At 44.0% G+C, this 23041-nt stretch carries 15 protein-coding genes and 1 tRNA gene; 12 read left to right on the top strand and 4 right to left on the bottom strand.

Translation table 11 applies throughout. The features are described 5' to 3' along the window. Positions 1 to 98 precede the first annotated feature (98 nt). A complete protein-coding gene (gene ggpS / locus QTN47_RS26160) occupies positions 99 to 2381 on the bottom strand; it encodes a glucosylglycerol-phosphate synthase (protein ID WP_369332412.1) in 2283 nt (760 codons plus the stop codon). Between the two features lie 146 nt (positions 2382 to 2527). After that, entirely contained in the window at positions 2528 to 3523 is a 996-nt protein-coding gene (locus tag QTN47_RS26165; protein ID WP_369332413.1) for an NAD(P)H-dependent glycerol-3-phosphate dehydrogenase, read from the bottom strand. A 555-nt stretch (positions 3524 to 4078) separates the two neighbouring features. On the opposite strand from QTN47_RS26165, the gene QTN47_RS26170 reads away from it, so the two are divergent. Next, positions 4079 to 4151: transfer RNA gene (locus QTN47_RS26170), tRNA-Lys, on the top strand. Between the two features lie 185 nt (positions 4152 to 4336). Here the strand turns inward: QTN47_RS26170 and QTN47_RS26175 are convergent. Together QTN47_RS26175 and QTN47_RS26180 are read right to left on the bottom strand one after the other, a co-directional pair. Beyond that, positions 4337 to 4567 carry a winged helix-turn-helix transcriptional regulator gene (locus QTN47_RS26175; RefSeq protein ID WP_369332414.1) on the bottom strand — a complete coding sequence of 77 codons (231 nt, stop codon included), beginning with the start codon at positions 4565 to 4567 and terminating at the stop codon, positions 4337 to 4339. A gap of 122 nt (positions 4568 to 4689) precedes the next feature. Beyond that, positions 4690 to 5079, bottom strand: coding sequence for a winged helix-turn-helix transcriptional regulator (locus QTN47_RS26180; protein WP_369332415.1), 390 nt, complete (start codon positions 5077 to 5079; stop codon positions 4690 to 4692). A 101-nt stretch (positions 5080 to 5180) separates the two neighbouring features. Between QTN47_RS26180 and QTN47_RS26185 the strand changes: the two genes are divergently transcribed. The 11 genes from QTN47_RS26185 to QTN47_RS26235 all read left to right on the top strand — a co-directional run bounded on the left by QTN47_RS26185 (position 5181) and on the right by QTN47_RS26235 (position 22692). Beyond that, a complete protein-coding gene (locus QTN47_RS26185; protein WP_369332416.1) occupies positions 5181 to 5789 on the top strand; it encodes an FMN-dependent NADH-azoreductase in 609 nt (202 codons plus the stop codon). Positions 5790 to 5808: 19 nt separating this feature from the next. Further along, entirely contained in the window at positions 5809 to 6186 is a 378-nt protein-coding gene (locus QTN47_RS26190; protein WP_369332417.1) for a DoxX family protein, read from the top strand. Positions 6187 to 6191: 5 nt separating this feature from the next. Continuing rightward, positions 6192 to 7058, top strand: a complete 867-nt coding sequence (locus tag QTN47_RS26195) for a pirin family protein (protein ID WP_369332418.1) — start codon at positions 6192 to 6194, stop codon at positions 7056 to 7058. Between the two features lie 703 nt (positions 7059 to 7761). Continuing rightward, entirely contained in the window at positions 7762 to 8310 is a 549-nt protein-coding gene (locus tag QTN47_RS26200; RefSeq protein WP_369332419.1) for an RNA polymerase sigma factor, read from the top strand. Between the two features lie 34 nt (positions 8311 to 8344). After that, positions 8345 to 9496 (top strand): FecR family protein, encoded by a 1152-nt coding sequence (locus tag QTN47_RS26205; RefSeq protein ID WP_369332420.1) that lies wholly within the window; start codon positions 8345 to 8347, stop codon positions 9494 to 9496. Between the two features lie 178 nt (positions 9497 to 9674). Continuing rightward, positions 9675 to 13103, top strand: a complete 3429-nt coding sequence (locus QTN47_RS26210; protein WP_369332421.1) for a TonB-dependent receptor — start codon at positions 9675 to 9677, stop codon at positions 13101 to 13103. Positions 13104 to 13124: 21 nt separating this feature from the next. Then, positions 13125 to 14990 (top strand): RagB/SusD family nutrient uptake outer membrane protein, encoded by a 1866-nt coding sequence (locus QTN47_RS26215; protein WP_369332422.1) that lies wholly within the window; start codon positions 13125 to 13127, stop codon positions 14988 to 14990. 48 nt (positions 14991 to 15038) lie between these two features. Further along, a complete protein-coding gene (locus tag QTN47_RS26220; protein WP_369332423.1) occupies positions 15039 to 16352 on the top strand; it encodes an IPT/TIG domain-containing protein in 1314 nt (437 codons plus the stop codon). A 291-nt stretch (positions 16353 to 16643) separates the two neighbouring features. After that, positions 16644 to 17966 carry an alpha-L-fucosidase gene (locus tag QTN47_RS26225; RefSeq protein ID WP_369332424.1) on the top strand — a complete coding sequence of 441 codons (1323 nt, stop codon included), beginning with the start codon at positions 16644 to 16646 and terminating at the stop codon, positions 17964 to 17966. Between the two features lie 44 nt (positions 17967 to 18010). Beyond that, complete coding sequence (locus tag QTN47_RS26230) at positions 18011 to 20170, top strand: alpha-N-acetylglucosaminidase (RefSeq protein WP_369332425.1); 2160 nt, start codon at positions 18011 to 18013, stop codon at positions 20168 to 20170. A 200-nt stretch (positions 20171 to 20370) separates the two neighbouring features. Then, positions 20371 to 22692 (top strand): beta-galactosidase, encoded by a 2322-nt coding sequence (locus tag QTN47_RS26235; RefSeq protein WP_369332426.1) that lies wholly within the window; start codon positions 20371 to 20373, stop codon positions 22690 to 22692. Positions 22693 to 23041: the final 349 nt, after the last annotated feature.

The raw sequence follows: 23041 nt of genomic DNA on the forward strand, positions 1-23041 counted from the left end.
CTGTGCTTCTGTGCTTCAGTGGCAACAAAAACCGTGTCCTCTGTGAAAAAAACTCCTTTACCTCTGTGGTTAACCCAATGCCGCAAGGCATTTGCATTTTAAACAACACTCAATTTCGATATTTTTTCCTCCTTCGCTTCGAAGCTGGATTGCTGCATCAGGCAGCCGATAAAATCATCCGCCCAATAATCCACATCATAATGGTTCACATGCTCCGCCAGTCTTTGCATTCGCATTTGGCGCTCTTCATCATTCATCAGTAAAGCCTGCAATAAAGTCTCCTTCAGCGAACGATAATCATACGGATTCGTCAACAATGCATAAGGAAGCTCCACCGCAGCACCTGCAAATTCAGATAGAATTAACGCGCCATTCGATTGCTCCAAACATCCCTGAACAGCTACATACTCCTTCGCCACAAGATTCAATCCATCACGCAGCGGAGTGATCCACGCAATATCAGCCAACGCATAATAAGCCACCACTTCCTCAAACGGCACCGAGCGGAAGAAGAACCGAACGGGCGTCCAGTTAAACTGCGAATATTTACCATTGATGCGGCCCACAGCCTGCTCCAGTTCATTCTGCACTTTCTCATACACTTTCATTCCCTGCGCCGGCGGCGTACAAATATTGATCAGCTCAACCTTTCCATGAAACTCAGGATATTCTTCCAGGAACTGTTCAAATGCCTGGATCTTTTCCAACGGTCCCTTTACATAATCCAGTCGCTCCACACTTAAAATAAGTTGTTTATCTCCCAGCTCGCTTCGCAGTTTGGCAACTTTTTCCAGCGTTTCATCCTGCTGCATTAACGATTGAATATACTTCACATTAATACCAACCGGGTTAGCGCCAAGACGTATCACGCGATTACCCAAATCCAGGCTCGTAGTCATTTGCTCAACACCAAGCGCCGTGCTATAGGTAAGATATTTCGGTGCACAATTCACTTTCTCCTTCACCGTTGCAGGCATCAGACTCTTCACCACATCCACAAAATTTTCGACATAACGCGGAATATGGAAGCCGATATAATCACATTGCAGCAAACTACTGATGATCTCCCTTCTCCACGGCAAAATATTAAATGTATTCGCCGCAGGAAAAGCCGTATGGTGGAAGAAGCCAATATGCAGATCGGGCCTCATCTGCCTTAAATAACCCGGAACCATCCAGAGATTGTAATCATGAATCCACACAATGGCGCCTTTGTCCGCCTGCTGCGCGGCTTTTTCTGCAAACAGTTTGTTGATCCTTACAAAATGATCCCAATGGCTGTGATTGAAATTCACCTTGTCAACAAAAGAAAAAATGGTTGGCCAGAAAGCCTCCTTTGAAAAAATACGATAAAAAATATCCACTTCCTTTTTGGTCAAGCCAATGCGCGAAGCCATCAGGTTAGGATATTTTTCTTTATCTATATACAGGTTCCTAAGCACTTCACCACTACGCGCCACTTCTTCCCAGGCAATCCACACACCCGATCTTCCGTTGGCAAAGAAACTTTGCAACGTAGGCAAAATACCATTCGGGCTTTTTGGCGCCACACGTTCTTTCTGCACACCATTGTCCTTAACCTCGTAAGGAAAACGGTGATACATCATCACGATCTGCGGCTCTCTCGTCGACTTACTCTGCTGTAAAATTTTCTCCGCTTCCTGCGGAATATATTTTCTGAAAAACTCAAAATGTTTCATACTCTGCATAATACCGCCGGCACCGGCAATAGAAGCCTGGTACACATCAGCAATATCACGTGTGGCATCCAGCAACAACTGTTCAGCCTCACCCACAACCACGCCTTTAAAATTGCATTGGTACATGGAGAGGTCATTCAATGTATCGCCCGCTACCAATACTTCAGACGGATCTATGCGCAGGTAATCCACCAGGTTGGTAAGGCTGGAACCTTTGTTTATACCTGCGGGAAGAATATCCAAAAATTTCCCGGCAGAATACAGCACATCACAACCAATTTCTGCAGCCAGCTCTTTGGCCTTGGGCAGCAGCGAAGTATCACTCGTATAATAAGAGCATCTTCTTTGCTGTGGCACTTCCTGGTACTGTAGTTGCGGCAACGCTTCCATTTTTTGCTGCACCTGTAAAACGCCCGGCCACTTCTGTTCAATCTTGCTTTGAAGCGGTTGAATGGCATCTAATGTATGTCCGTTGACGATGGTGGCTCCAACGTCACATATAATAAAGTCAGGATTCGGAATAATGGGATCATTCAGCAACGGCAACACGGTTTCCAATCCTCTGCCGGTTACAAATACCAGTCTTATAGAAGGATTTCTCCTGATAATACGATATAGTTGCTGACGGTGCAGGCTTATGCCACCCAAAAAAGTTCCATCCAGATCTGTTGCTAGTAACATGCGTAAATTCTTTAAATCCAAATCAGAAGAAGTCAATAGTGAATGGCCAATAGTGAAATGATCAGGCTCGCTGATTTTTCACTATCATTGATCATGTTGAATTTGCGCGCCTGGCGGGCAGGCGGGACTTTTCCGATTCAGATTGGTTAACGTAATAATTTCTCTAACAGTTTAAACTCGTGATAAGGGTTTGCGTGTTGATGTAATATGCGATAAACGCCATGTAAGATAGGCAAACGGAGGCAGGATTGTTGAAGCAGTGCAGCCATCTCCAGCGATGCCTGGTAACCTTCAGCAACCATTTCCATTTGCTCTAACGCTTTGCCGGCCTGCATACCGCGACCCACCAGCTTGCCCAATGTTCTGTTACGGCTAAAATCGGAATACGCTGTAACCAGCATATCGCCGAAATAGGCAGAGTCGAACATATCGCGCTCGCGTGCATCGATGTATTGCAAAAGCCTGCTGGTTTCCCGCATGGCGTTACAAATCAATACCGACTGAAAATTATCGCCGTAATGCAACCCGTTGGCAATGCCGCTGGCAATACCAACAATGTTTTTACAAATGGCGGCATACTCAACACCCAGCGGATCGTTGTTTTCCACCACATGCATATAAGGCGTTTTAATAGTGGCTGCCAGTTGATGAACATGTTCGGGATTACTGCCGGCGATGGTTAAATAAGTATCCTGTCCTTTGGCAATTTCTTCTGCATGGCAGGGACCGGCGAGTACCATTACATCACCGGCATCATCAGGAGCCAGCATTTTTTTGAGGTAAACACCCGGAATAAGCCCGGTACCGGGCACAAAGCCTTTAATGGATACGGCGATTTGTTTATCAGCCATCCATTCCGGTTCAAGATCCTGTATGTAATAAGACAGGTACGAAGCTGGTACAGCAAAAACGACCCACTGTGCCTCCTGTACAACATCCTTTAGCGATGTAGAGGGCATAATATATTCAAGGTCTAATTCGGCAAAACTGAGATAACGCGGATTTCTTCCGTTTGATTTGATAAAATCTGCCTGTTCTGCATCTCTAACGTGCCACGAAACAGGACATCCGCTCTCAGCAAAAATTTTTACCAATGCTGTTGCCCAACTCCCACTGCCAATAACGGCGAGTTGTTTCAACATAATAGGTTTTAAGTAAACAATTGCGATCTGCAACCATTGTCTTTTCCAGAGCTGATCAAGTACGAGCTACGAAGCCTGCCCGAACAGAAGCTCATTCAGGCGGGTACGAAGCCTGCCCGGACTGAGTCCATTCAGGCGGGTACGTTAACTCGAACACGCTTTATTTCTTCAGCATCCTGAAAAGAGTGGCAGATAAGATCGATAATAAGCAAGTCGATTTCTGGTAAGCCTGACCGAAGTACCGTACTTCGTACTTCGTATTTCGTACTTTGGCCAAGACAGCATTACCAAAGTATATCGACTCTCATTTAACACCTGGGGTATCTCAAAATTACCTTTTTCCTCCCGGAAAAGCCGCCCGATGCTCCTCTTGCCCCTTCAAAGCCCCAACACCGGCGTCTGTATCTACCATTATCAGGAGGATAACGGCGAATGTTAAAAAAATCTAAACAAATAGGTTGTTAATGAAATTTTCAACTTTTTAGGAACTAATTGATTAAAAATCGGTTGTAATGAATATTTTTGCAGCCTTCGCAATTAAATAGCGAAGAAAATGTCTCCGTAGCTCAGTTGGTAGAGCAATTGACTCTTAATCAATGGGTCCAGAGTTCGAGTCTCTGCGGGGACACAGAAAGCCAGTCAGTGATGATTGGCTTTTGTTTTTTTGGAGTCATAGCTACCTTGTGCCCATATTTTATCAATTGCTTCGCAAGTGCAAGACCCATACCTTTAAAATGCACCGGAAATTCCCGAAATTCAATCTCTACCAAAATTTCCTTTTGGTGTTGAATTCCCCAGGCTGAGGATTCTTAATTATTGTTTGCATTGTTTCGCGCCATGTTTCGAGAGTTCATACTGAACCGTTACGGGCTGGGTGTCTAAAACAGTTCGTTTGATCAATTTATTTGTTTCCAACTCTTTTAGTTCTTTGCTCAACATTTTGTTCGAAATCCCAACTACATCGTTCAATATATCTGAAAATCTTCTTTTGTTGTACAGGCAAATTGACGAGATGATAGCTATTCCATTTCTCATTAAGCACATCCATTGAATGCTGGATAGCCCTCATTTCTTTTTTATTTTCTTCTTTATCAATGTTCTACACTCCATATTGTTACTTGTTTGCCTTCAAGAAGAAGAACACTTTGCTACGCGTTAAAGGTACTTTATTGCAACTGCGATACAGTAGTGTCTTGTGCAGAGAAAGCTTCGGAGGACTTTGTGCTAACATGTTTCCTGTGCAGATAGCCCCATTTCTCCATTGCCGTTAAAACCTCATTCAATGTTTCACTGTAATCTGTCAGTTCATACTGAACTGTTACAGGTTTGGTATTGCAGACTTCGCGGCTTACCAGGCCATTCATTTCCATCTCCTGCAGCTCTTTAGACAGAATACGCGGAGAAATTCCCGCTTCCCTTGATAACTCATTAAACCCTTTCTTCCCGCTTCTTAAAACGGAGATCAAAACCAGCTTCCATTTTCCGCCAACCACATCCAGTGTATCCCTTATAGCCAGCTTGGCTTTTTTACAGCTTTCAACCGTATGTTTTTCCATATACTATCCTTTTTGTAAGTACTATCCTTTTTGTAACAGATAACAAAGGTATACTACTTCTTTGGAAATTTGCATCTGCATTTAACCAAAAAATCAGATCAATGAAAATTTTAAGATTAGAAACCAGTTTCCAGGGTAAAGCATCCAAAAGCTTTCAATTGGGCAATGCTATTTTGGAAAATTTGGTGAAAAAATATCCCGGTTCGCAGGTGCATACCCGCAACCTGGTTCACGACGAAATTCCGCATTTCAACGAGATCCATTTTACCTCTTTTGCAACTCCGGTACAAGATCTTTCGACGGAACTGAAGCGTGCAGTGCAGTACTCCAATAATGCAATTGAAGAGTTGATGGAGTCGGATATTATAGTGATAGACGTTCCGATGTACAATTTTACCATTCCCTCTTCACTAAAAGCCTGGATAGACCATATTACAAGAGCCGGGGTTACTTTCCGGTATGGCGAAAATGGTATAGAAGGATTGCTCAAAAACAAAAAAGTTTACCTGGCAATTGCTTCGGGGGGTATTTACTCCGAGGGAGTGATGAAGGACTTTGACTTCACAGAAAAATACCTGCGGAGTGTTCTTGGTTTTCTTGGTGTACAGGAAATTTTCGCTTTCAGGGTGGAAGGCGTTGCCATTCCAGGAATTAAAGAGGAAGCCATGCCCAAAGCCATTCATGCGGTAGAAGAAGCATTTGCATTTTAAAAATTAAATCTCAACAATTATGACACAAAAAACATCTAAAATGACAGGATGGGTACTAACCATCATTTTAGCGTTACTTTTCACAATGAGTGCTTTTATGAAACTCACTCAAAACGCAACAGCTATTGAACAGGCATCTTCATTTGGAATAGATGCGCATACTTACCAGTTTATCGGGATGATTGAAATTATTTCACTGATATTCTTCATCATACCGAGAACAGGAGTTTTGGGAACACTTTTATTGGCCGCTTATTTAGGTGGCGCCATCGTTACCCACCTCGAACACCAGGAACCGGTGGTAATGGCGGTTGTTTTTCAAACTGTTCTTTGGATCACAGCCATCATCCGTTTTCCCGAATTAAGACAACGGCTTTTAACAAACACAAAAAACTAAAAACAATGACACAAAGAATCATATCGAAAGTTACCCAGGGCAGCTGGCATGAGGGATTTTTGGGGATTGGGCATAGTGCTTCGGCCGTTTTTGACGGAATCCCTTATGAGGAATCTGATCCCTTTATTTTGTTTATGGATGATAAATTAAACCTTCCGGGAGGAGAACCGGTGGGTGGCGCACATCCGCACGCCGGGTTTGAAACACTTACATTGGTGTTGGAAGGCAACGAAAAAGATTGGAAAACCGGCAGTTTTGAACTGATGACTGCCGGTAAAGGCATCATTCATACGGAAGAGATTACATCAAAACAAAACCTGCACATTCTGCAGGTATGGCTGGCATTGCCTCCTGAAAAAAGATGGGCACAACCTTTCTGGCAAAAAATTCTGTTAGAAGATGTACCGTCTCTCAAAAATGACAATTACCAAATCCTTGTATACAGTGGAAGCAGCAATGGGTTGACTTCACCAGTCAGGAACCATACGCCACTTACACTGGTAGATTTCAGAATGAAAGCCGGTCAGGCTGTTGTTCAGGAATTACCTGCCAGTCAAAACGGACTGATCTATGTGCTGGATGGAAGCGTTCAGGTAGGGGATAAAACTATTAAAGCAGGACAAGCAGGATGGCTGAACAGAAGCGCAGAAACAGGTAACAGTGAGCTTGCCTTGCAATCACTTGAAGACACGCATTTTGTATTGTATGCTGCCCAACCGCATAATGTACCCATAGTTGCGCACGGACCATTTATCGGAGATACGAAGGACGACATTGTAAGGCTTTACAAAGCGTATGGCAACGGGCAAATGCCGCATCTGAATAATTTGCCAGGCACTCAAAAAATCAGCTTCGGAAAAGCACAACAATAAATTCAAATGATGGATTGAGCGTATATGAGGGATTTAAAGATCAAAAATCAGGACTTCCATACTTTAATAATTGCCAATGACAGATTTGGGTGTGGTGATTTTTTTCATTGCCGTTCCGCCTGCCCGATCAGTTCAGGCGGGCTTTAGCGAACGGAACCATAAGGCAACATGAATATGGCTTTAGCCACATGTTATAATATTGGGCTAAAGCCATGTTTAAATTTAATCACTATCCGTCGGTTAAAACCGACGGCAATGAACCGCTTTAAACAAAACTTTACCTCCCAATAACTTACGCAAACGTTTGAAATGATCTCTTCATAAGCTTTTTACTAAATTTCCTCAACCGACTGACTTATGTAGTATTTAAAGACCTATTTGTAATGCATACCGGCGATCAACTGAAGATCAGGTTGAACGGTTGAGCGTTTGAGTAAGGAATAAAATTAACTGGCTTTACAGAACAGGGATGAGTATAAACGATTTTGCTTAGCTTGATTTAAAATACATTCATAAATCAATGTCGTTTCCTTAAGAGGACACGAAAAAAAAAGCAAGCCTAAAATTAGGTATTTCGTACCCGTCCGAATGCGCATTCGGCGCGGGCGGGCTTCGTAAATCGTACTTGATAAATGCCAATTATTCTTAAAGAAACGACATACATTCATAACTAACCGGCGCTTTCGTTAAATTTTTACGTTGTATGCCTCAGCAACAGGATGAGTTCATCGTTGAAAGACTAAAGAGCAATGATCTTGCTGCTTATGATGAGCTGTACCTGAAATATTTTAAACTCCTATGTGCAAGCGCCTACTTTTTCCTGAAGAGTGAAAGTGATGCAAAGGACCTGGTGCAAAATTTATTCATGGACATTTGGGATAAGAAGCTGTACCTGCATTTTCACAACGATGTTAAAGGATATCTTTTACTGGCAATAAAAAACCGCGCGCTTAATTTTATTAAAAAACAAAAGGTACAGGAAAAAAGAGCAAATGGCTTTACCATGCTTTGCGATACACAGGAAAATGAGGCGCCTGACGAAGACACGCAGGAAAAGCTGCGGGATAAATTAAACGATATGCTTTCTAATATGAAGGGACAAAAAAGAGCCGCCATTACCATGGTGTACTTTAATGATAAAAAATACAGTGAAGCAGCGGAAGGTATGGGGATTGGCGTCAACTCGTTTAAAACACACCTGAAAGCAGCCATCAAAAAACTCCGTGAAGGAATGAACCCAAAAATTAATTAACCCGATTTGAATTTTTACTGTATCTAATAGTAGCATGGCAACAGATCCTAACATATTACACAGGCTTTACATCGAAAAACTGGCTGGCACGATCAGCCAGGAGGAAGAGGCGTGGCTCAAAGACAGGCTTGAAACAGATCCGGAGTCAAAACAAATATGGGAACAGCTGGAACGTGAAGGGGAGGATATGAATATACAGGGGTTTCTTGATCAGCTTCATCCGGAAGAAGAACTGGAACAACTGAAGCGCTCAATGCTAAGCCACCCTGTTCGCAAGCCCCGTGTGCGGCGCTTAGTGACACTTGCAGCGGCAGCGGCCGTATTGATATTACTGGTAGCAACCGCCAAATGGATGTTTTTCACCGACAGGAAAATAACAGATAACCGCGCCATTGCATCCTTAATAAAGGAGAAAAAAGGCACTGTGCATCTTCGCCTTGCCACCGGCAATGATATCGACCTTAAGGATAAAGCACAGGGAGAACAGCTCAAACTGGGCAACACGACTTTAAATCTCGATAGCAATAAACTTGGATTCAGTTCTACAGACACGGCATTCAACCTGCTTTCTATTCCACAGGGTGAAACCTACACCATCAACTTATCAGATGGCACTTCCATTACCCTGAATGCAGATTCTAAGCTCAGGTTTCCGTTTAAGTTTGTAAACGCAACAAGGGAAGTGTACCTGGAAGGAGAAGCATTTTTTAAAGTGGCCAAAGACAGCAGGCATCCTTTTATTGTGCATACCCCGCTTACAAATGTAGAAGTGCTCGGTACACAGTTTAATGTGAATACGTATCAAAAGGGAACCGTTGCCACCGCATTGGTAGAAGGTAAAGTGCGCACAGGCATACCGGGAGGCGACAAGCAGCAGGAACTTGCACCGGGTCAGGCAGCTATATTCAACGCATCGAAAGGATTTAATATAGAAAACTTTGATACCGATGATGTAACCTCGTGGCTAAACGGCATTTATTACTTTCACGACCTTTCTTTCCACGAATTAGCGGAGTCTATCTCCCGTATATACGGCGTCACAATCAGTTTTGATGATCCTCTCATCGAAAAAAAATCCGTATCGGGTGTTATGGATAAAAATAATTTTCCTGAATTACTGCAGGACTTAAAATCAACTGTTGGTATAAAATATTATTACGCCGGCAACACCTTGCATTTCTATTAAGGCCTCATTGTTCATCTACAAAAAACGCACACAAAATATTGCTCCATCCTTGTTACGGCGCGGTCTGTAATTTTTTTTTTAAATAATTGTTATTTCCCTTCACCCGGTTTATACCTTTTGTTGTTCCTGGAATATAAAAGCTTGCGATTAAATACTAATTGACTAATTCGAACTTCTTATGAGCAGAAATCATTCCCCACACCATCCGGTCACGTACCAGCTGATGAAATTCATTTTTTATTGTTGCGTGTTGCTGGCAACAACACATGAAGCAATTGCACAAAAAGATGCGGAGATGCATGTATCCATCCATTTTAATGATGCTTCTTACCGCCAGGTTTTCCAGTCTATTAAAAAACAAACCGGTTATGTTTTCTTTTACAGCAACCAACTGCTGAATGATAAAGAAAGACTGACCGTGAATTTTCAGAATGCAAAACTGAAAGAGGTCCTGGATTATTTGTTCCGGGAGAAGCCCATTACTTACCAGTTCAACGGACAAAAAATTCTGCTGAGCGAAAAGAAAGCTGAACCCACCAAATCAGCAGAAGCATCGATAACACCCCCGCCGGTGCAGGAAGTTATGGCCGAAATAAAAGGGCAGGTGATGGATGTAGATGGAAATCCCTTATCCGGCGTAGCAGTAATGCTTAAAAGTGATCCTGGCAAAGGCGTGATGACGGATGACCTGGGCATCTTCGTTATCCAGGGCAGGGCCGGAGAGACGCTGAGTGTATCTATGGTGGGTATGAACACGCAGGATGTGCTTGTACCACATCGCGGTGTTTTAAAAGTTACGTTAACTGCCAAGCAGGATGTAATGAAAGATGTGGTAGTTACATCCTACGGCAAACAAACCAAGATCACCGTTACCGGCGCTGTAGCGTCTGTAAATATGACTGACATGCAAACGCCTGTGCCCAACCTTACCAACGCGCTTGCAGGCAAAGTAGCCGGTATTATTTCCGTACAATCGAGCGGCGAACCTGGTTATGATAATTCCACTTTCACCATCCGGGGTATTGGCAGTTTTACCGGCAACAATTCTCCGCTCATTATTGTAGATGGTGTGCAGCGTGACGATGTGAATGGTTCCTACGGCGGCGCATACAATAACATAGACCCGGAGGACGTAGCCAGCATATCTTTATTAAAAGATGCCTCCTCTACGGCGATGTATGGAGCCAAAGGTGCCAATGGCGTATTGATTATTACCACCAAAAGAGGTGTTGCCGGCAAAGCCAGGATCTCATTAAAAGCGGAAACAGGGGCAACAGGCTTTGCCAAAAAACCTGAGATGCTGGACGGCATAAGCTATATGCAGTTATATAATGAGGCGCGTAAAAACATGGGTCTTACTGAAACCTATTCACAGGATCAGATCCAAAAAACAGCAAGTGGCCTGGACCCTTACATCTATCCCAATGTAAGCTGGATGGACCAGGTGTACAAGGATTATTCACCGCTTACCAATATCAACCTGAATGTAACCGGTGGCGGAGAAAACGTACGCTACTTTGTATCCGGTTCGTATTATAGTCAGAAAGGTCCTTATAACGTACGTACATTAAATGATTACAACCCTAATCTCTCTTTTAAGCGGTATGACTTCAGAACAAATCTCGACGTGAACATAACCCGTACTACGTTAATGCAATTGAACCTGGATGCGATGCTGGTAGATCAGCAGTTTCCGGGTATTTCTGCGGGCAATCTCTGGTACCTCACTTTTGCTACAACACCGGTAGGCTTTCCTCCACAATACCCCGATGGAAAATGGGCAGGGCCAAACGATGGCGCCAATCCATTAAACGAAGTTCAGAACAATGGTTATGCCAGGGAATTTCATCCTACGGTACAATCTGTATTTACTGTTACACAAAAGCTGGATGCATTAACAAAAGGTCTTTCAGCTTACGGGCGTTTTTCTTTTGATAGTTATGGTGAGTTTGATAACCGCCGTACAGGTGTGAGCGATCTGTATTTAGCAACAGGGCGGGATGAGAATGGTAACCTGATCTATACACAAAACAGGATCGGCCAGGAATTTTTGGGTTATTCCCAAAGCTCCACCGGCGATCGTACCATGTACCTGGAAGCCAACATTAACTACGACAGAACATTTGGACCGCACCGTTTTGGTGGCATGGTGCTTTACAATATGCGCAACCATTTAATCAGCACTGCCGGAGATGCGATTAGTTCCATCCCTTATAAAAACCAAAGCATTGCCGGACGCATCAACTATGGTTACATGGATAAATACCTGCTGGAGGTAAATGCCGGTTATACAGGATCAGAAAACTTTGAAGCTGGTAAAAGGTTTGGCTTCTTCCCTTCTGTATCTACCGGTTGGGTAGTATCTAAAGAAGATTTTTTTAAAGGAATGTCGTCTACGGTGTCCCTGCTAAAACTCCGGGGCTCTTATGGTATTGTGGGTAACGATAACATCGGCGGTACCAATACGCGATTCCCTTATTTAACCCAGATAGGTGACGGATCGCATACCGGCTTTGGATTAAATGGTGGTTATGCGGGTGGGATTACTGAAAAAATTATCGGCATCCAGGATCTTACCTGGGAACGTTCTTACAAAACGGATATAGGTATTGAGATTGGCCTGTTTAAAAAACTCAACATCATAGCTGATTATTTTGTAGATCATCGTAAGGATATATTGGTAGAACGAAAAACCGTATCGGGTATAGCCGGATACAACGGCTCCCAGGTATATGCCAACTTAGGCGAAGCGAGGAACAGGGGTGTGGACGGCAATATTGAGTACAATGACCAGTTTGGTAAAGTAGGATTGCGCCTGTTTGGCAACTTTACTTATGCTGTAAACAAGATCATCTTCCAGGATGAGCCGCAAAGAAAATATGCTTACCAGAGCGGCACCGGCCACATGTTTGGTGAGTTTACGGGATATAACGCCAATGGATTATTTGCAGATCAGAACGACATCAATAAAAGTCCTGTTCAACAGTTTGGGACCGTTGCGCCAGGTGATGTGCGCTATAAAGACATGAATGGAGATAACATCGTTGATGCAAGCGATTGGAGCTATCTTGGTAAATCATTCTTTCCCAAATGGCAATATGGTACCGGCTTTACCGTCAGCTATCACGGCTTTGATGTATCTGCATTGTTCCAGGGGATCTCAGATGTGGGGATCATGGCTAACGGAAATTACATCAGCAGCGGCTATGGTGTGCCCGGCGTGGGTGTGATTCCTTTTTCAGGCCTCGGACGATACCCCAATAACTCCTTAACAATTATCAAAGACAGGTGGACGGAAGATAACCCCAGGCAGAATGCAGCCTATCCACGGCTCACAATAGCGAGCACACAGGACAATAATTATCTCAACAGTTCCTGGTGGCTGAAAGACGGTTCTTACATCCGTTTGAAGCAGGTTTCAGTGGGATATAATTTTTCCTCAGCCAAAATGAAAAGAGCAGGGTTCAACTCCCTGTATGTTTATCTCTCCGGTCAGAACCTGCTCACTTTCTCCAAATTTAAATTATGGGATCCGGAGCTGGGTTCCAATGGAGCCAAGTATCCGATTACGCGTATGGCCACATTTGGAATAAGGGCACTGTTTTAAACCATCACTAATTCTATTACAATGAACAAGTTTTTTTCATACAGCTTCCTGGTTTGTTGCACCGTTTTTATATTAAGCGGTTGTAAAAAATATCTCGACGAACAACCGGATAACCTTTTAACATCCGAGCTGATCTGGGAAAAAAGATCAACGACGGAATCTTATCTCAACCAGGTATACAGCCACGTAATATTGCAACCGGATGATTATACCGTGCTTGGCGCCAGCGATGAAACGGTGTGTAGTTTACCGGGTGTTTCTGTTCGCAAAATGGTAGTAGGTAACTGGAGCGCACAAAGTGATTTCTGGAATTACTGGCCGGGTTATTATGCGGGCATTCGTCAATCTATCGTATTTGAAGAGAATATTGATAAAGTACCTTCCTCTGAATTAAGCAATGAGTTAAAAAGCCAGTATAAAGCCGAGGACCTTTTTTTAAGAGGCTGGTTTTACTGGAGATTGTTGCGCCAGTACGGGCCCTTTGTATTGTTACGGGGAACGTTGAGTTTAAATGAAGATTATAACAAATACACCCGCGCACCTTTCGATTCATGTGTGGCAGAAATTAATAGTTTGATGGATCGTGCAGCTGCGGGCCTGCCGTCAAGCTGGTCCACCACAGCCAATTACGGAAGGGCAACCAAAGGTGCATGCCTTGCAGTAAAAGCCCAACTGGCGCTGTTAGCCGCAAGCCCTTTATGGAACGGCAACACCATGTTTGCTTCGCTAAAAAACCAAGACGGGACTGCATTGGCGCCTGCCAGCTACGATGCCAACAAATGGAAAATTGCAGCTGATGCAGCAAAAGCCGTTATCGACTTAAATGCGTATAAACTTTACATGAACACAGATGATGGCGATGCGAATTTTGATCCGCTGGTTTCTTACAGAAATGTATTTATCTCTAACTGGAACAAAGAGATCATCTTCTCCTCTAACCTGGCCGGTGACTCATGGATCTGGGGTATGGAAATAAGATGTGCTCCCGGCCCTGCGGGTTTTAATATGCAATGCGCCACACAAAATGTGGTTGATGCATTTTACATGCGCAATGGCAGAAAGATAGATGATCCAAAATCCGGTTATACAGAACAAGGGTTTGCGCAGGAGGATGATCCTGCACAATGGGGTGTAGCAAAAGACGGCATTAACCGCGGTTATATTGCAGGCAACAGTAACATGTATGTAGGAAGGGAAGCCCGTTTTTATGCATCCGTCATGTATAACGGTAAGCCTGCTGTTGCCGCGCCAACAAGCGATGACAGGAACTATTTTTCATCAACACAAAATGCGGATGGCCGCGGTAGAACAGAATTCTATTATTCAGGTAAATCGGGTGCGCCTGCTACCAACCGTCCGGATATGACTGGTTACCTGGTTCAAAAACCGGTAAGTCCTGCCAGCAATATCCGCGTGAGCCAGGTTTCTTATCGCCCCTACATTCACATGCGCTATGCAGAAATATTGCTGGATTATATTGAAGCGTTAAATGAATACAGTCCCGGCAATCCGGATATTTTGAAATACCTCAATGCTATCTGGTCCAGGGCCGGCCTTCCTGAATTTGAATCTGTTTATCCCGGGTTGAATGGCAATAAAGAAGAAATGCGCAAAGTGATCCTTCGTGAAAGACAGATCGAATTATGCTTTGAGAATGACCGTTACTTTACACTAACCCGCAGGTTGATGATGGGAGATCCTAAAAGCCTCGCCATCTACCGGATGAATGTAAATGCCAACGACAATAACCAGGGCTTTGCTTTTACGGATTATTATACCCGTAATTTATTCGAGACAAGAACCTGGGCAAACAAAATGTATTTGTTCCCAATTCCTCAATCAGAAATGGATAATGCTAAAGGATTGGTGCAAAATCCTGGTTGGTAGTCTTCATTTCCTTACAAAACAAGATCATCATCTTAAACGAATTATGATATGCAAAAGAGGTCTATCCCTGCTATTTTAGTGGGAGGATATATTATACTATCCGTTTTATTGCTCTCCTGTAAAAAAAGCAGCACGGAACCTGCGTCTGGTTCCGCCAGTATAGAAAGCTTTACACCCGGCCAGGGTGGCAGCACTACCGAAATATTGATCAATGGTAAAAACTTTATTACGGATACATCAAAGCTTTCTGTTTCCATAAACGGCAAACCGTTAAAAATTATCGGGGTCAATGATCACCAGATCATGGCGATCGTCCCGAAAAAAACAGGCTCAGGTGTCATCTCGGTCACGATGGGCGGCCAGACCGTAACAAGCGCTGATACATTTCACTATCAATATGTGCGAAGTGTGTCTACGCTGGCGGGAAGTGGTGTTCCCGGTTATCTCAATGGAAGCGGTGCGGATGCGCAGTTTCATTTTTATGATCCGGTGAATACATGGTATCGTGCTGAAGGTATTGTGGTAGATAAATCCCTGAATGTATATGTTACCGACCCCGGTAATAATTGTATTCGCAAAATTGATTCGGCCGGCAATGTATCATTGTTTGCGGGATCTCCGGGCAATTCAGGTTACGCGGATGGTAAAGGTTCTGCCGCAAGGTTTGCGCTCCCTTATTCACTGGGCATAGATGCTGATGATAATGTTTATTGTGTGGATCCGATCAATTGGGATATCCGCAAGATCACACCTGATGGAACGGCTACTACCATTGCTTTTACAAAGACAGAATCCTGGAGCCTTACCGTAAACAAAACAACCGGTGATATTTTTTACCTCGGCATCTGGTCCACCGACTTGTATCAGTTAACAAAAGACCTGTCTGTTCATCAGAAGATCGCGGAGGGTATGTTATGGCCGGTAGGTGTTGCCTCCGATAAAAGCGGGAATGTGTATGCTGTTGGAACGGGCGACCAGGCAGTATGGAAATTTGCCGCCAATACATGGACGCCTTCTATTGTAGCCGGTGCATTGGGTACCGCGGGATACCAGGATGGCGTTGGTGGTGACGCAAGGTTTTCGAATCCCTGGGGACTGGCTATAGATGATGCGGATAATTTGTACGTAGCCGGCAACGGCACCGGAGATGGTGGTAGCAATGCTGACCAGTCAATAAGGATGATCAAAGCCGGCACCTGGGATGTAACCACGCTCGCAGGAAGCGCCACAGCAGGCTATACGAATGGCATTGGTGCAGCAGCAACTTTCTCCGGGCCCATTGGTGTTGCAGTTGATAAGAATGGAACCGTGTATGTGTTGGATAAAAGGAACAATGTGGTAAGGAAAATAATCTCGGAATAAATATAGATCGCTGATCGCTGATTTGAAGATGTCTGATTTGTTGTGTGCGAAATTGCTGATCAAATACAATCCTTTTTTCTTTTGACAGATGCTCATCGCGAAAGCTCTGTGTAACTCTGTGTCTTCTCCTGTATTTCTCTATGTAACAATAATTCACCTTAAGTGTACTAACACTTCCCTTAACAATTATAGTTACACAGAGCTGCACAGAGTCTGACACAGAGTTCCACGGAGAAAATGCTTGCCTTGCCCGCAAAGTTTATTCACTCATTCACATCACATTAAAACAAAATGATCAGGAAAGTTTTCACTGTTGCTGCCATCCTCATGCTGGCAGCGACCGGATTTGCCCAGACTACGCTGGTTAACCCCCGCACCGATATGAAATTGTTGCGTCGCTTCCAGGATGCCAAGCTCGGGATGTTTATTCATTGGATGGCCTGTTTTACACCCGCTACCGGTGACTCCTGGGAGATTGGACGCAAAACACCCAAAGCAGTTGCAGACTCCATCTCCTTTGCATGGAACCCTGAAAAATTCGATGCAAAAGCCATCGTTGATTTTGCAGTTAAAGCAGGTTGTAAGTACATCACGGTGATCTCCAAACATCATGACGGCTTTTGTATATGGGATAGCAAATACACTTCCTTCGATATACAGCAAACAAAATTCAAAAAAGATATTCTTGGCGAATTGGCCAGAGAAGCACGCAGGCAGGGGCTACTCTTTGGCATCTATTACTCCATCCTTGATATACAGCAAATGGGATGGGATAAGATGCCATTTGAGATTTCAACAATGCCGGAACCAACCGGCGGAAAAGCAAATTTTGTACAATTCACGCATAACCAGGTAAAGGAGTTGCTTACAAAATATAAACCCGACATCCTGTGGTTTGATGGCTACTGGCTGAACCAGTACTGGACAAACGAAGACGGAAAGAACTTATACGCAGATATCAAAAAAACAAAGCCCAACACTTTATCAAGAGGATTATCATCCACCAGGTATGGCGATGAAGATATTTTTATACCAGATGGATCTTCGGGAGACTACCTGTGTATTGAGGCAAAAACATCCGAAGGACCTACCTATCCCTGGGAAGCCTGTTCAAGTGTTAGTTACCCCGTATATGCGTATGACCCGGCAGCTCCGCTGAAAAGTAAAAAGGACCTGATCACCATGTTTGATAAAGAAGTCTGTGGAAATGGAAATTTCCTGTTGAACATCGGGCCTGATCTGGATGGCAGTTTGCCCAAACCGCTCACCGACCGCTTCCTGGAAGTTTCATCATGGGCGTTGAAAAACAAGGATGCCATTTATAACACATCCGGAGGTCCGTTTAAACAGGGTGACTGGGGTGGAAGTACTTACAACGGCAATTATATCTACCTGCATATTCGCGCCAATGTTACAGAAGTGGCTCTTAAAGATCTACACGGGTACAGCATTGTTGCTGCAAAAGATGCAGCTACAGGCAAGGCGCTCAGGCTTACTAAAAAGGAGAAAGGATATAGTGTTGAAGTGCCTGCTTCCGGTGAGGATAATCTTATCCCGGTTATTGCACTGCAACTGGACAAGCCGTTTCAGTTCACGCAATGGCTCGCATTATAATTATCAACAAGCTTCTATCATCAAATAATATCAAGAATTGTTGTATGAGATTTTTTAAAGCAAAATTCCTGGTTTGTGTTCTCTCAGGAATGGTGATTAGTAGTGTTGTGTCCGGCGCGGATTTTAAAGGTGTGCAGGCACTGGCACAGAGAAGGGTTCCCTGGCTCAGCAAAGCGCTGGTATTTAAAAAAACAGCCGCCCTTACTGAAGAACAGTTTACGTTGACATCTGACAACAATAAACTTGTTATCTCCGCCACCACTGCAAGTGCTGCAGCATTCGGTCTTAACTGGTATCTCAAGTATTATTGCCATCGTTCAATGAGCAGGATGGGAGACAACCTGTCCCCGGTTTATCCATTACCGAAGCTGGATAAACCTGTTACGGTTAGTTCGTTTGCGCAATACCGTTATGCGTTGAATTACTGCACGTATAATTATACCACAAGTTTCTACACCTGGAAAGACTGGGAACATGAGCTTGACTGGATGGCGTTAAACGGGGTTAATACAATGCTCGTTGCCAATGGCGCCGAAGCCGTGTGGCAGCATGTGTTGAAAGCACTGAATTATTCAGCTAACGCGATTGATAGTTTTATTACCGGGCCTGCTTACAATGCATGGTGGCTAATGGGAAATATACAAGCCTGGGGCGGTCCTATGGCACAGTCGCAAATTGACAATAGAGCACAACTGGTTCAAAAAATGTTGCGTCGAATGAAAAGCATGGGCATAGAACCGGTGATGCCTGCGTTCTTCGGTATGGTGCCTGCTGATTTGAAGCATAAAGTGAAGGCACATATTATTACGCAAGGTACATGGGGATTCTTTACACGTCCGGATATCCTTGACCCTACAGATGCATTGTTTGATAAGATGGCTGACCTTTTTTATGCGGAGACCAAAAGGCTTTATGGCAACGACATCCATTTATTTTCAGGAGACCCTTTTCATGAAGGAGGAACAAGTGATGGTGTGAACCTGGCAAAGGCTGGGCTGGCTGTTCAAAAAGCCATGCAGCGGAATTTTCCGGGAGCGGTATGGGTGTTACAGGGCTGGCAGGCCAATCCCCGGAAGGAAATGCTTGCAGAGATAGATAGATCAGGCATTCTTATCCAGGAATTGTTTGGTGAGAATACACAGAACTGGGAGGATCGCAAAGGTTATGAAGGCACACCCTTTATCTGGTGCACTGTCACAAATTTTGGCGAACGGCCGGGCGTTAACGGAAAGCTGCAACGTTTTGCAGACGAAGTTTACAGGGCAAGGAAGAGTGCATACGGGCAGTACTTAAAAGGTGTAGGCATTATGCCCGAAGGCATCAATAATAACCCGGTTGTGTATGAACTGATGATGGAGCTTGCATGGCATGCTGAACATGTTGATGTAAAACAATGGATCAGGGATTATGCAACCGCACGCTATGGAAAAACAAACGAATCAGTAAATGCTGCCTGGCAATTATTACTGCAAACTGCCTACAGCAGTGAGCTGGGTTATGCAGAAGGACCACCGGAGAATATTTTATGTGCCCGCCCTGCATTGCAGATAAAATCTGTATCCAGTTGGGGGAGTGCAAAAAAGAAATTTGATGTGGCTAAATATAAGGAAGCGGTGAAACTGTTTGCAAAAGCATTACCCGGTTTTGAGCACAGCGCCACCTATAAGCTGGACCTGGTGAACTTTGTAAAACAGGATATTGCTGATGATGCGGATACCGTTTTCAGCAGGCTTGTTAAAGCTTATGAGCAGAAAGATGCAACTTCTTTTGAAGAACAATCCCGCATCTTTCTCGGATTAATTGACCGTACTGAAGAACTATTAAACACAAATGCTTATTTCAGCTTCAATACATATTTACAACAGGCGGCAATAGCCGCAACAGGTAACGAAGAAAGAAAGAATAATTTGTTGAATGCACTTATGTTGGTTACCTTTTGGGGCGGCGACGACCCGAAAGAAGATAATCTGCACGACTACGCTTATAAAGAATGGGGCGGCCTGATGAGTAAATACTACAAAAAGCGCTGGCAGCTTTACTTCGAACAATTGCGCAATCAACTTAACGGACAGCAATTTGCGCCGATTGATTTTTTTCATTGGGAGCGTAAATGGGTACAGGAGCAGCATACTGCAGTTATTGGTAACATAGCGGTACCAAAAGAAAATTCATTAGCCAGGGTAATAGCTGCTATATATAAATAAAAGTCGTTTCCTTAACGATGATTGACATTTCAATGTCGTTTAGTTAAGTGTGAGTATCATCAACGTTGGGAGATGTCTCCTATCGTGCCAATGACAGATTTGCATGGCGGACTCTCTGTGAACCTCTGTGTCTGCTCAGTGTTTCTCCGTGTAACTGTATTTTTTTATTAATAACTATTCAAAAAAGTTGATAGATCGATATGCGTTTAAAAACTCTTTATTCTGTTGCCCTTCTTTTTGTTTCGCTGACTGTTTTTTCCCAAAATTCGTCACAAACATTTTCCATTGGTGAAGATGCCTTTTTACTAAATGGCAAGCCTTACGTGATACGTTGCGGAGAGTTGCATTACGCGCGTATACCCCGTGAATACTGGCGCCACCGCTTAAAGATGGCGAAAGCGATGGGGCTGAATACGGTATGCGCTTACCTGTTCTGGAACATCATCGAAAAAGAGCCCGGTAAATTTACCTGGACAGGCCAGTCAGATGCGGTTGAATTCTGCGAGATTGCCCGGCAGGAAGGTTTGTATGTGATATTGCGTCCCGGGCCATACTCCTGCGCCGAATGGGAGTTCGGAGGTTTTCCCTGGTGGTTACTAAAAAATAAAGATCTCCGCCTGCGCACGCAGGAACCGTACTATCTCGAAACCAGCAGGAAATACCTTATGGAAGTAGGAAAGAAACTAGCGCCCCTCCAAATTACCAGGGGAGGCAATATACTGATGGTACAGGTAGAAAATGAATATGGTAGTTATGGTAACGACACGAACTATATAGGCATCATTCGTGATTATTTAAAAGAGGCAGGTTTTGAAGTGCCCTTGTTTACCTGTGATGGTGCGGCGCAGTTAAAGAATGATACACGCTCCGATATTTTTGCCGCTGTAAATTTCGGGGGAAACCCGGAAGCGGCTTTTAAAGCTTTGCGTGAAGTACAGCCCAACGGCCCGCTGATGTGCGCAGAATATTATCCCGGCTGGTTCGATAGTTGGGGCAGACCGCACCACAGCGGAGAAACCCAAAAAGTGGTGGATGAACTAAAGTGGATGCTGGAGCATAAAGCTTCCTTCAGTATTTATATGGTGCACGGAGGTACCACATTTGGTACCTACACAGGTGCCAATGCCAATCCCTATCTTCCGCAAACCAGCAGCTATGATTATGATGCGCCCATCAACGAATCAGGTGCAGCTACACCGAAATATTATGCCATCAGGAATCTTTTGAATCAATACCTGCAGGATGGCGAAACACTTCCTGATGTACCCGAATCAAAGCCTTCTCAAAAGATAGAAAACATTCAGTTCACGGGAATGGCACCCCTTTGGAAACAATTGCCGCAACCGGTTTTATCAGACACTACTTTGTTGATGGAAGACCTCAACCAGGGGTATGGCGCTGTTTTGTATCAAACCACGCTAGCCAGTGGAGATAAAGGCACGCTCACATTTGAAGACATACATGATTACGCACTGGTATACCTCAACGATTCACTCATCGGTACCATCGACAGAAGAAAGACGCCTTATCGCATTGCATTGCCTGCGCATAAAAAGAATGCAGCGTTAAAGATCCTGGTAGAAGCCATGGGCCGGGTGAATTATGGCGCCCTTATGCAGGACCGCAAAGGGATTCATGGAAAAGTGATTTTGTCTGAAGGCACCCTCAGTAAAGAATTAAAACAATGGACGCATTATCCAATTCTGTTAGGAGAAAAAAACATCCCGCTTACTTTCAAAAAACTGGCGCCTCAACGCATGAGTTCCCCCGGTTTTTATCGCGCCACATTTAATGTCGCGGAACAAGCCGACACTTACCTGGATCTGCGTAAATGGCACAAGGGACTGGTTTGGGTAAACGGCATTTGCCTGGGTAGGTTCTGGAACATTGGACCTACACAAACGATGTACCTCCCCGGCTGCTGGCTAAAAAAGGGCGCCAATGAAGTGGTGGTCTTTGACCTGTTTGGAATGGAGGATCCTTCATTGCAGGGACTGGACAAACCAATACTGGATAGCCTCACCGAAAAGAAAGAACAGGCGCACAAAAAGCCATCGCAGAAGTGGACACTGGATGAAAAAGATGCCTGGTACCAGGGCTCATTTGTCAATAGCAAAGAATGGCAGTCACAACGATTTAAACCAGTAGTCGCCAGGTATTTTTGTCTCGAAGCTTTAAGCGAAGTAAATAACCTGCCTTACACATCCATCGCAGAACTTGAACTGCTTGATGAAAACGGAAAAGAGATACCGCGCAACCAATGGAAGATCCTGTATGCAGACAGTGAAGAATTGTCCGGCAACGATGGTAATGCTGCAAATATTTTTGACCTTCAATTCACCAGTATCTGGCACACCGAGTGGCAGGATAAAACAGCACCACTGCCACACCAGGTTGTTATTGACCTTGGCGGGAATTACAAAATAAGCGGGATAAAAGTACTTCCCCGGCAGGATAGCTCTAATGGGCGGATTAAGGAGTACAGGTTGTTTTTTGGGGAGAGGGAGTTTGGAGGGATTTGAGGGGGGGATGTGAGGGAAATGGTGGGAGGAAAGAAACTGGATCATTTGTTGATGTTCACTGGAATTAGCTGTTGGGAGTGGTGAGCAGAAAATATGGAGAAGTTAATTTCCTTTTTGGAACGACCAATTATTGCTAATGATATTTAATGCTTCCGATACTTATTAAAGAGAATTTAGATTTCGAGACGAAAATAAACAAACTGTCTCGGTGGCCCTGTTGGCAGAGCAATTAACTTTTTCTAAATGGGTCCATAGTCTGGCACTTTACTTGTTTTCAGAAGGCGAATTTCAGTTTACACGGCACATATACGCGGGTTACTAACCCGACTGACTGTTTTGAACGACATAG

The sequence above is a fragment of the Danxiaibacter flavus genome (assembly GCF_041060425.1).
Lineage (GTDB): Bacteria > Bacteroidota > Bacteroidia > Chitinophagales > Chitinophagaceae > Danxiaibacter > Danxiaibacter flavus.

Bases quoted from the DNA above. Each gene is read 5' to 3' on its own strand.
- QTN47_RS26235 (WP_369332426.1), top strand. From the start codon at position 20,371: ATGCGTTTAAAAACTCTTTATTCTGTTGCCCTTCTTTTTGTTTCGCTG.
- QTN47_RS26175 (WP_369332414.1), bottom strand. From the start codon at position 4,567: ATGTGCTTAATGAGAAATGGAATAGCTATCATCTCGTCAATTTGCCTG.
- QTN47_RS26230 (WP_369332425.1), top strand. From the start codon at position 18,011: ATGAGATTTTTTAAAGCAAAATTCCTGGTTTGTGTTCTCTCAGGAATG.
- QTN47_RS26165 (WP_369332413.1), bottom strand. From the start codon at position 3,523: ATGTTGAAACAACTCGCCGTTATTGGCAGTGGGAGTTGGGCAACAGCA.
- QTN47_RS26225 (WP_369332424.1), top strand. From the start codon at position 16,644: ATGATCAGGAAAGTTTTCACTGTTGCTGCCATCCTCATGCTGGCAGCG.
- QTN47_RS26180 (WP_369332415.1), bottom strand. From the start codon at position 5,079: ATGGAAAAACATACGGTTGAAAGCTGTAAAAAAGCCAAGCTGGCTATA.
- QTN47_RS26195 (WP_369332418.1), top strand. From the start codon at position 6,192: ATGACACAAAGAATCATATCGAAAGTTACCCAGGGCAGCTGGCATGAG.
- QTN47_RS26205 (WP_369332420.1), top strand. From the start codon at position 8,345: ATGGCAACAGATCCTAACATATTACACAGGCTTTACATCGAAAAACTG.
- QTN47_RS26190 (WP_369332417.1), top strand. From the start codon at position 5,809: ATGACACAAAAAACATCTAAAATGACAGGATGGGTACTAACCATCATT.
- QTN47_RS26200 (WP_369332419.1), top strand. From the start codon at position 7,762: ATGCCTCAGCAACAGGATGAGTTCATCGTTGAAAGACTAAAGAGCAAT.
- QTN47_RS26215 (WP_369332422.1), top strand. From the start codon at position 13,125: ATGAACAAGTTTTTTTCATACAGCTTCCTGGTTTGTTGCACCGTTTTT.
- ggpS (WP_369332412.1), bottom strand. From the start codon at position 2,381: ATGTTACTAGCAACAGATCTGGATGGAACTTTTTTGGGTGGCATAAGC.
- QTN47_RS26220 (WP_369332423.1), top strand. From the start codon at position 15,039: ATGCAAAAGAGGTCTATCCCTGCTATTTTAGTGGGAGGATATATTATA.
- QTN47_RS26210 (WP_369332421.1), top strand. From the start codon at position 9,675: ATGAGCAGAAATCATTCCCCACACCATCCGGTCACGTACCAGCTGATG.
- QTN47_RS26185 (WP_369332416.1), top strand. From the start codon at position 5,181: ATGAAAATTTTAAGATTAGAAACCAGTTTCCAGGGTAAAGCATCCAAA.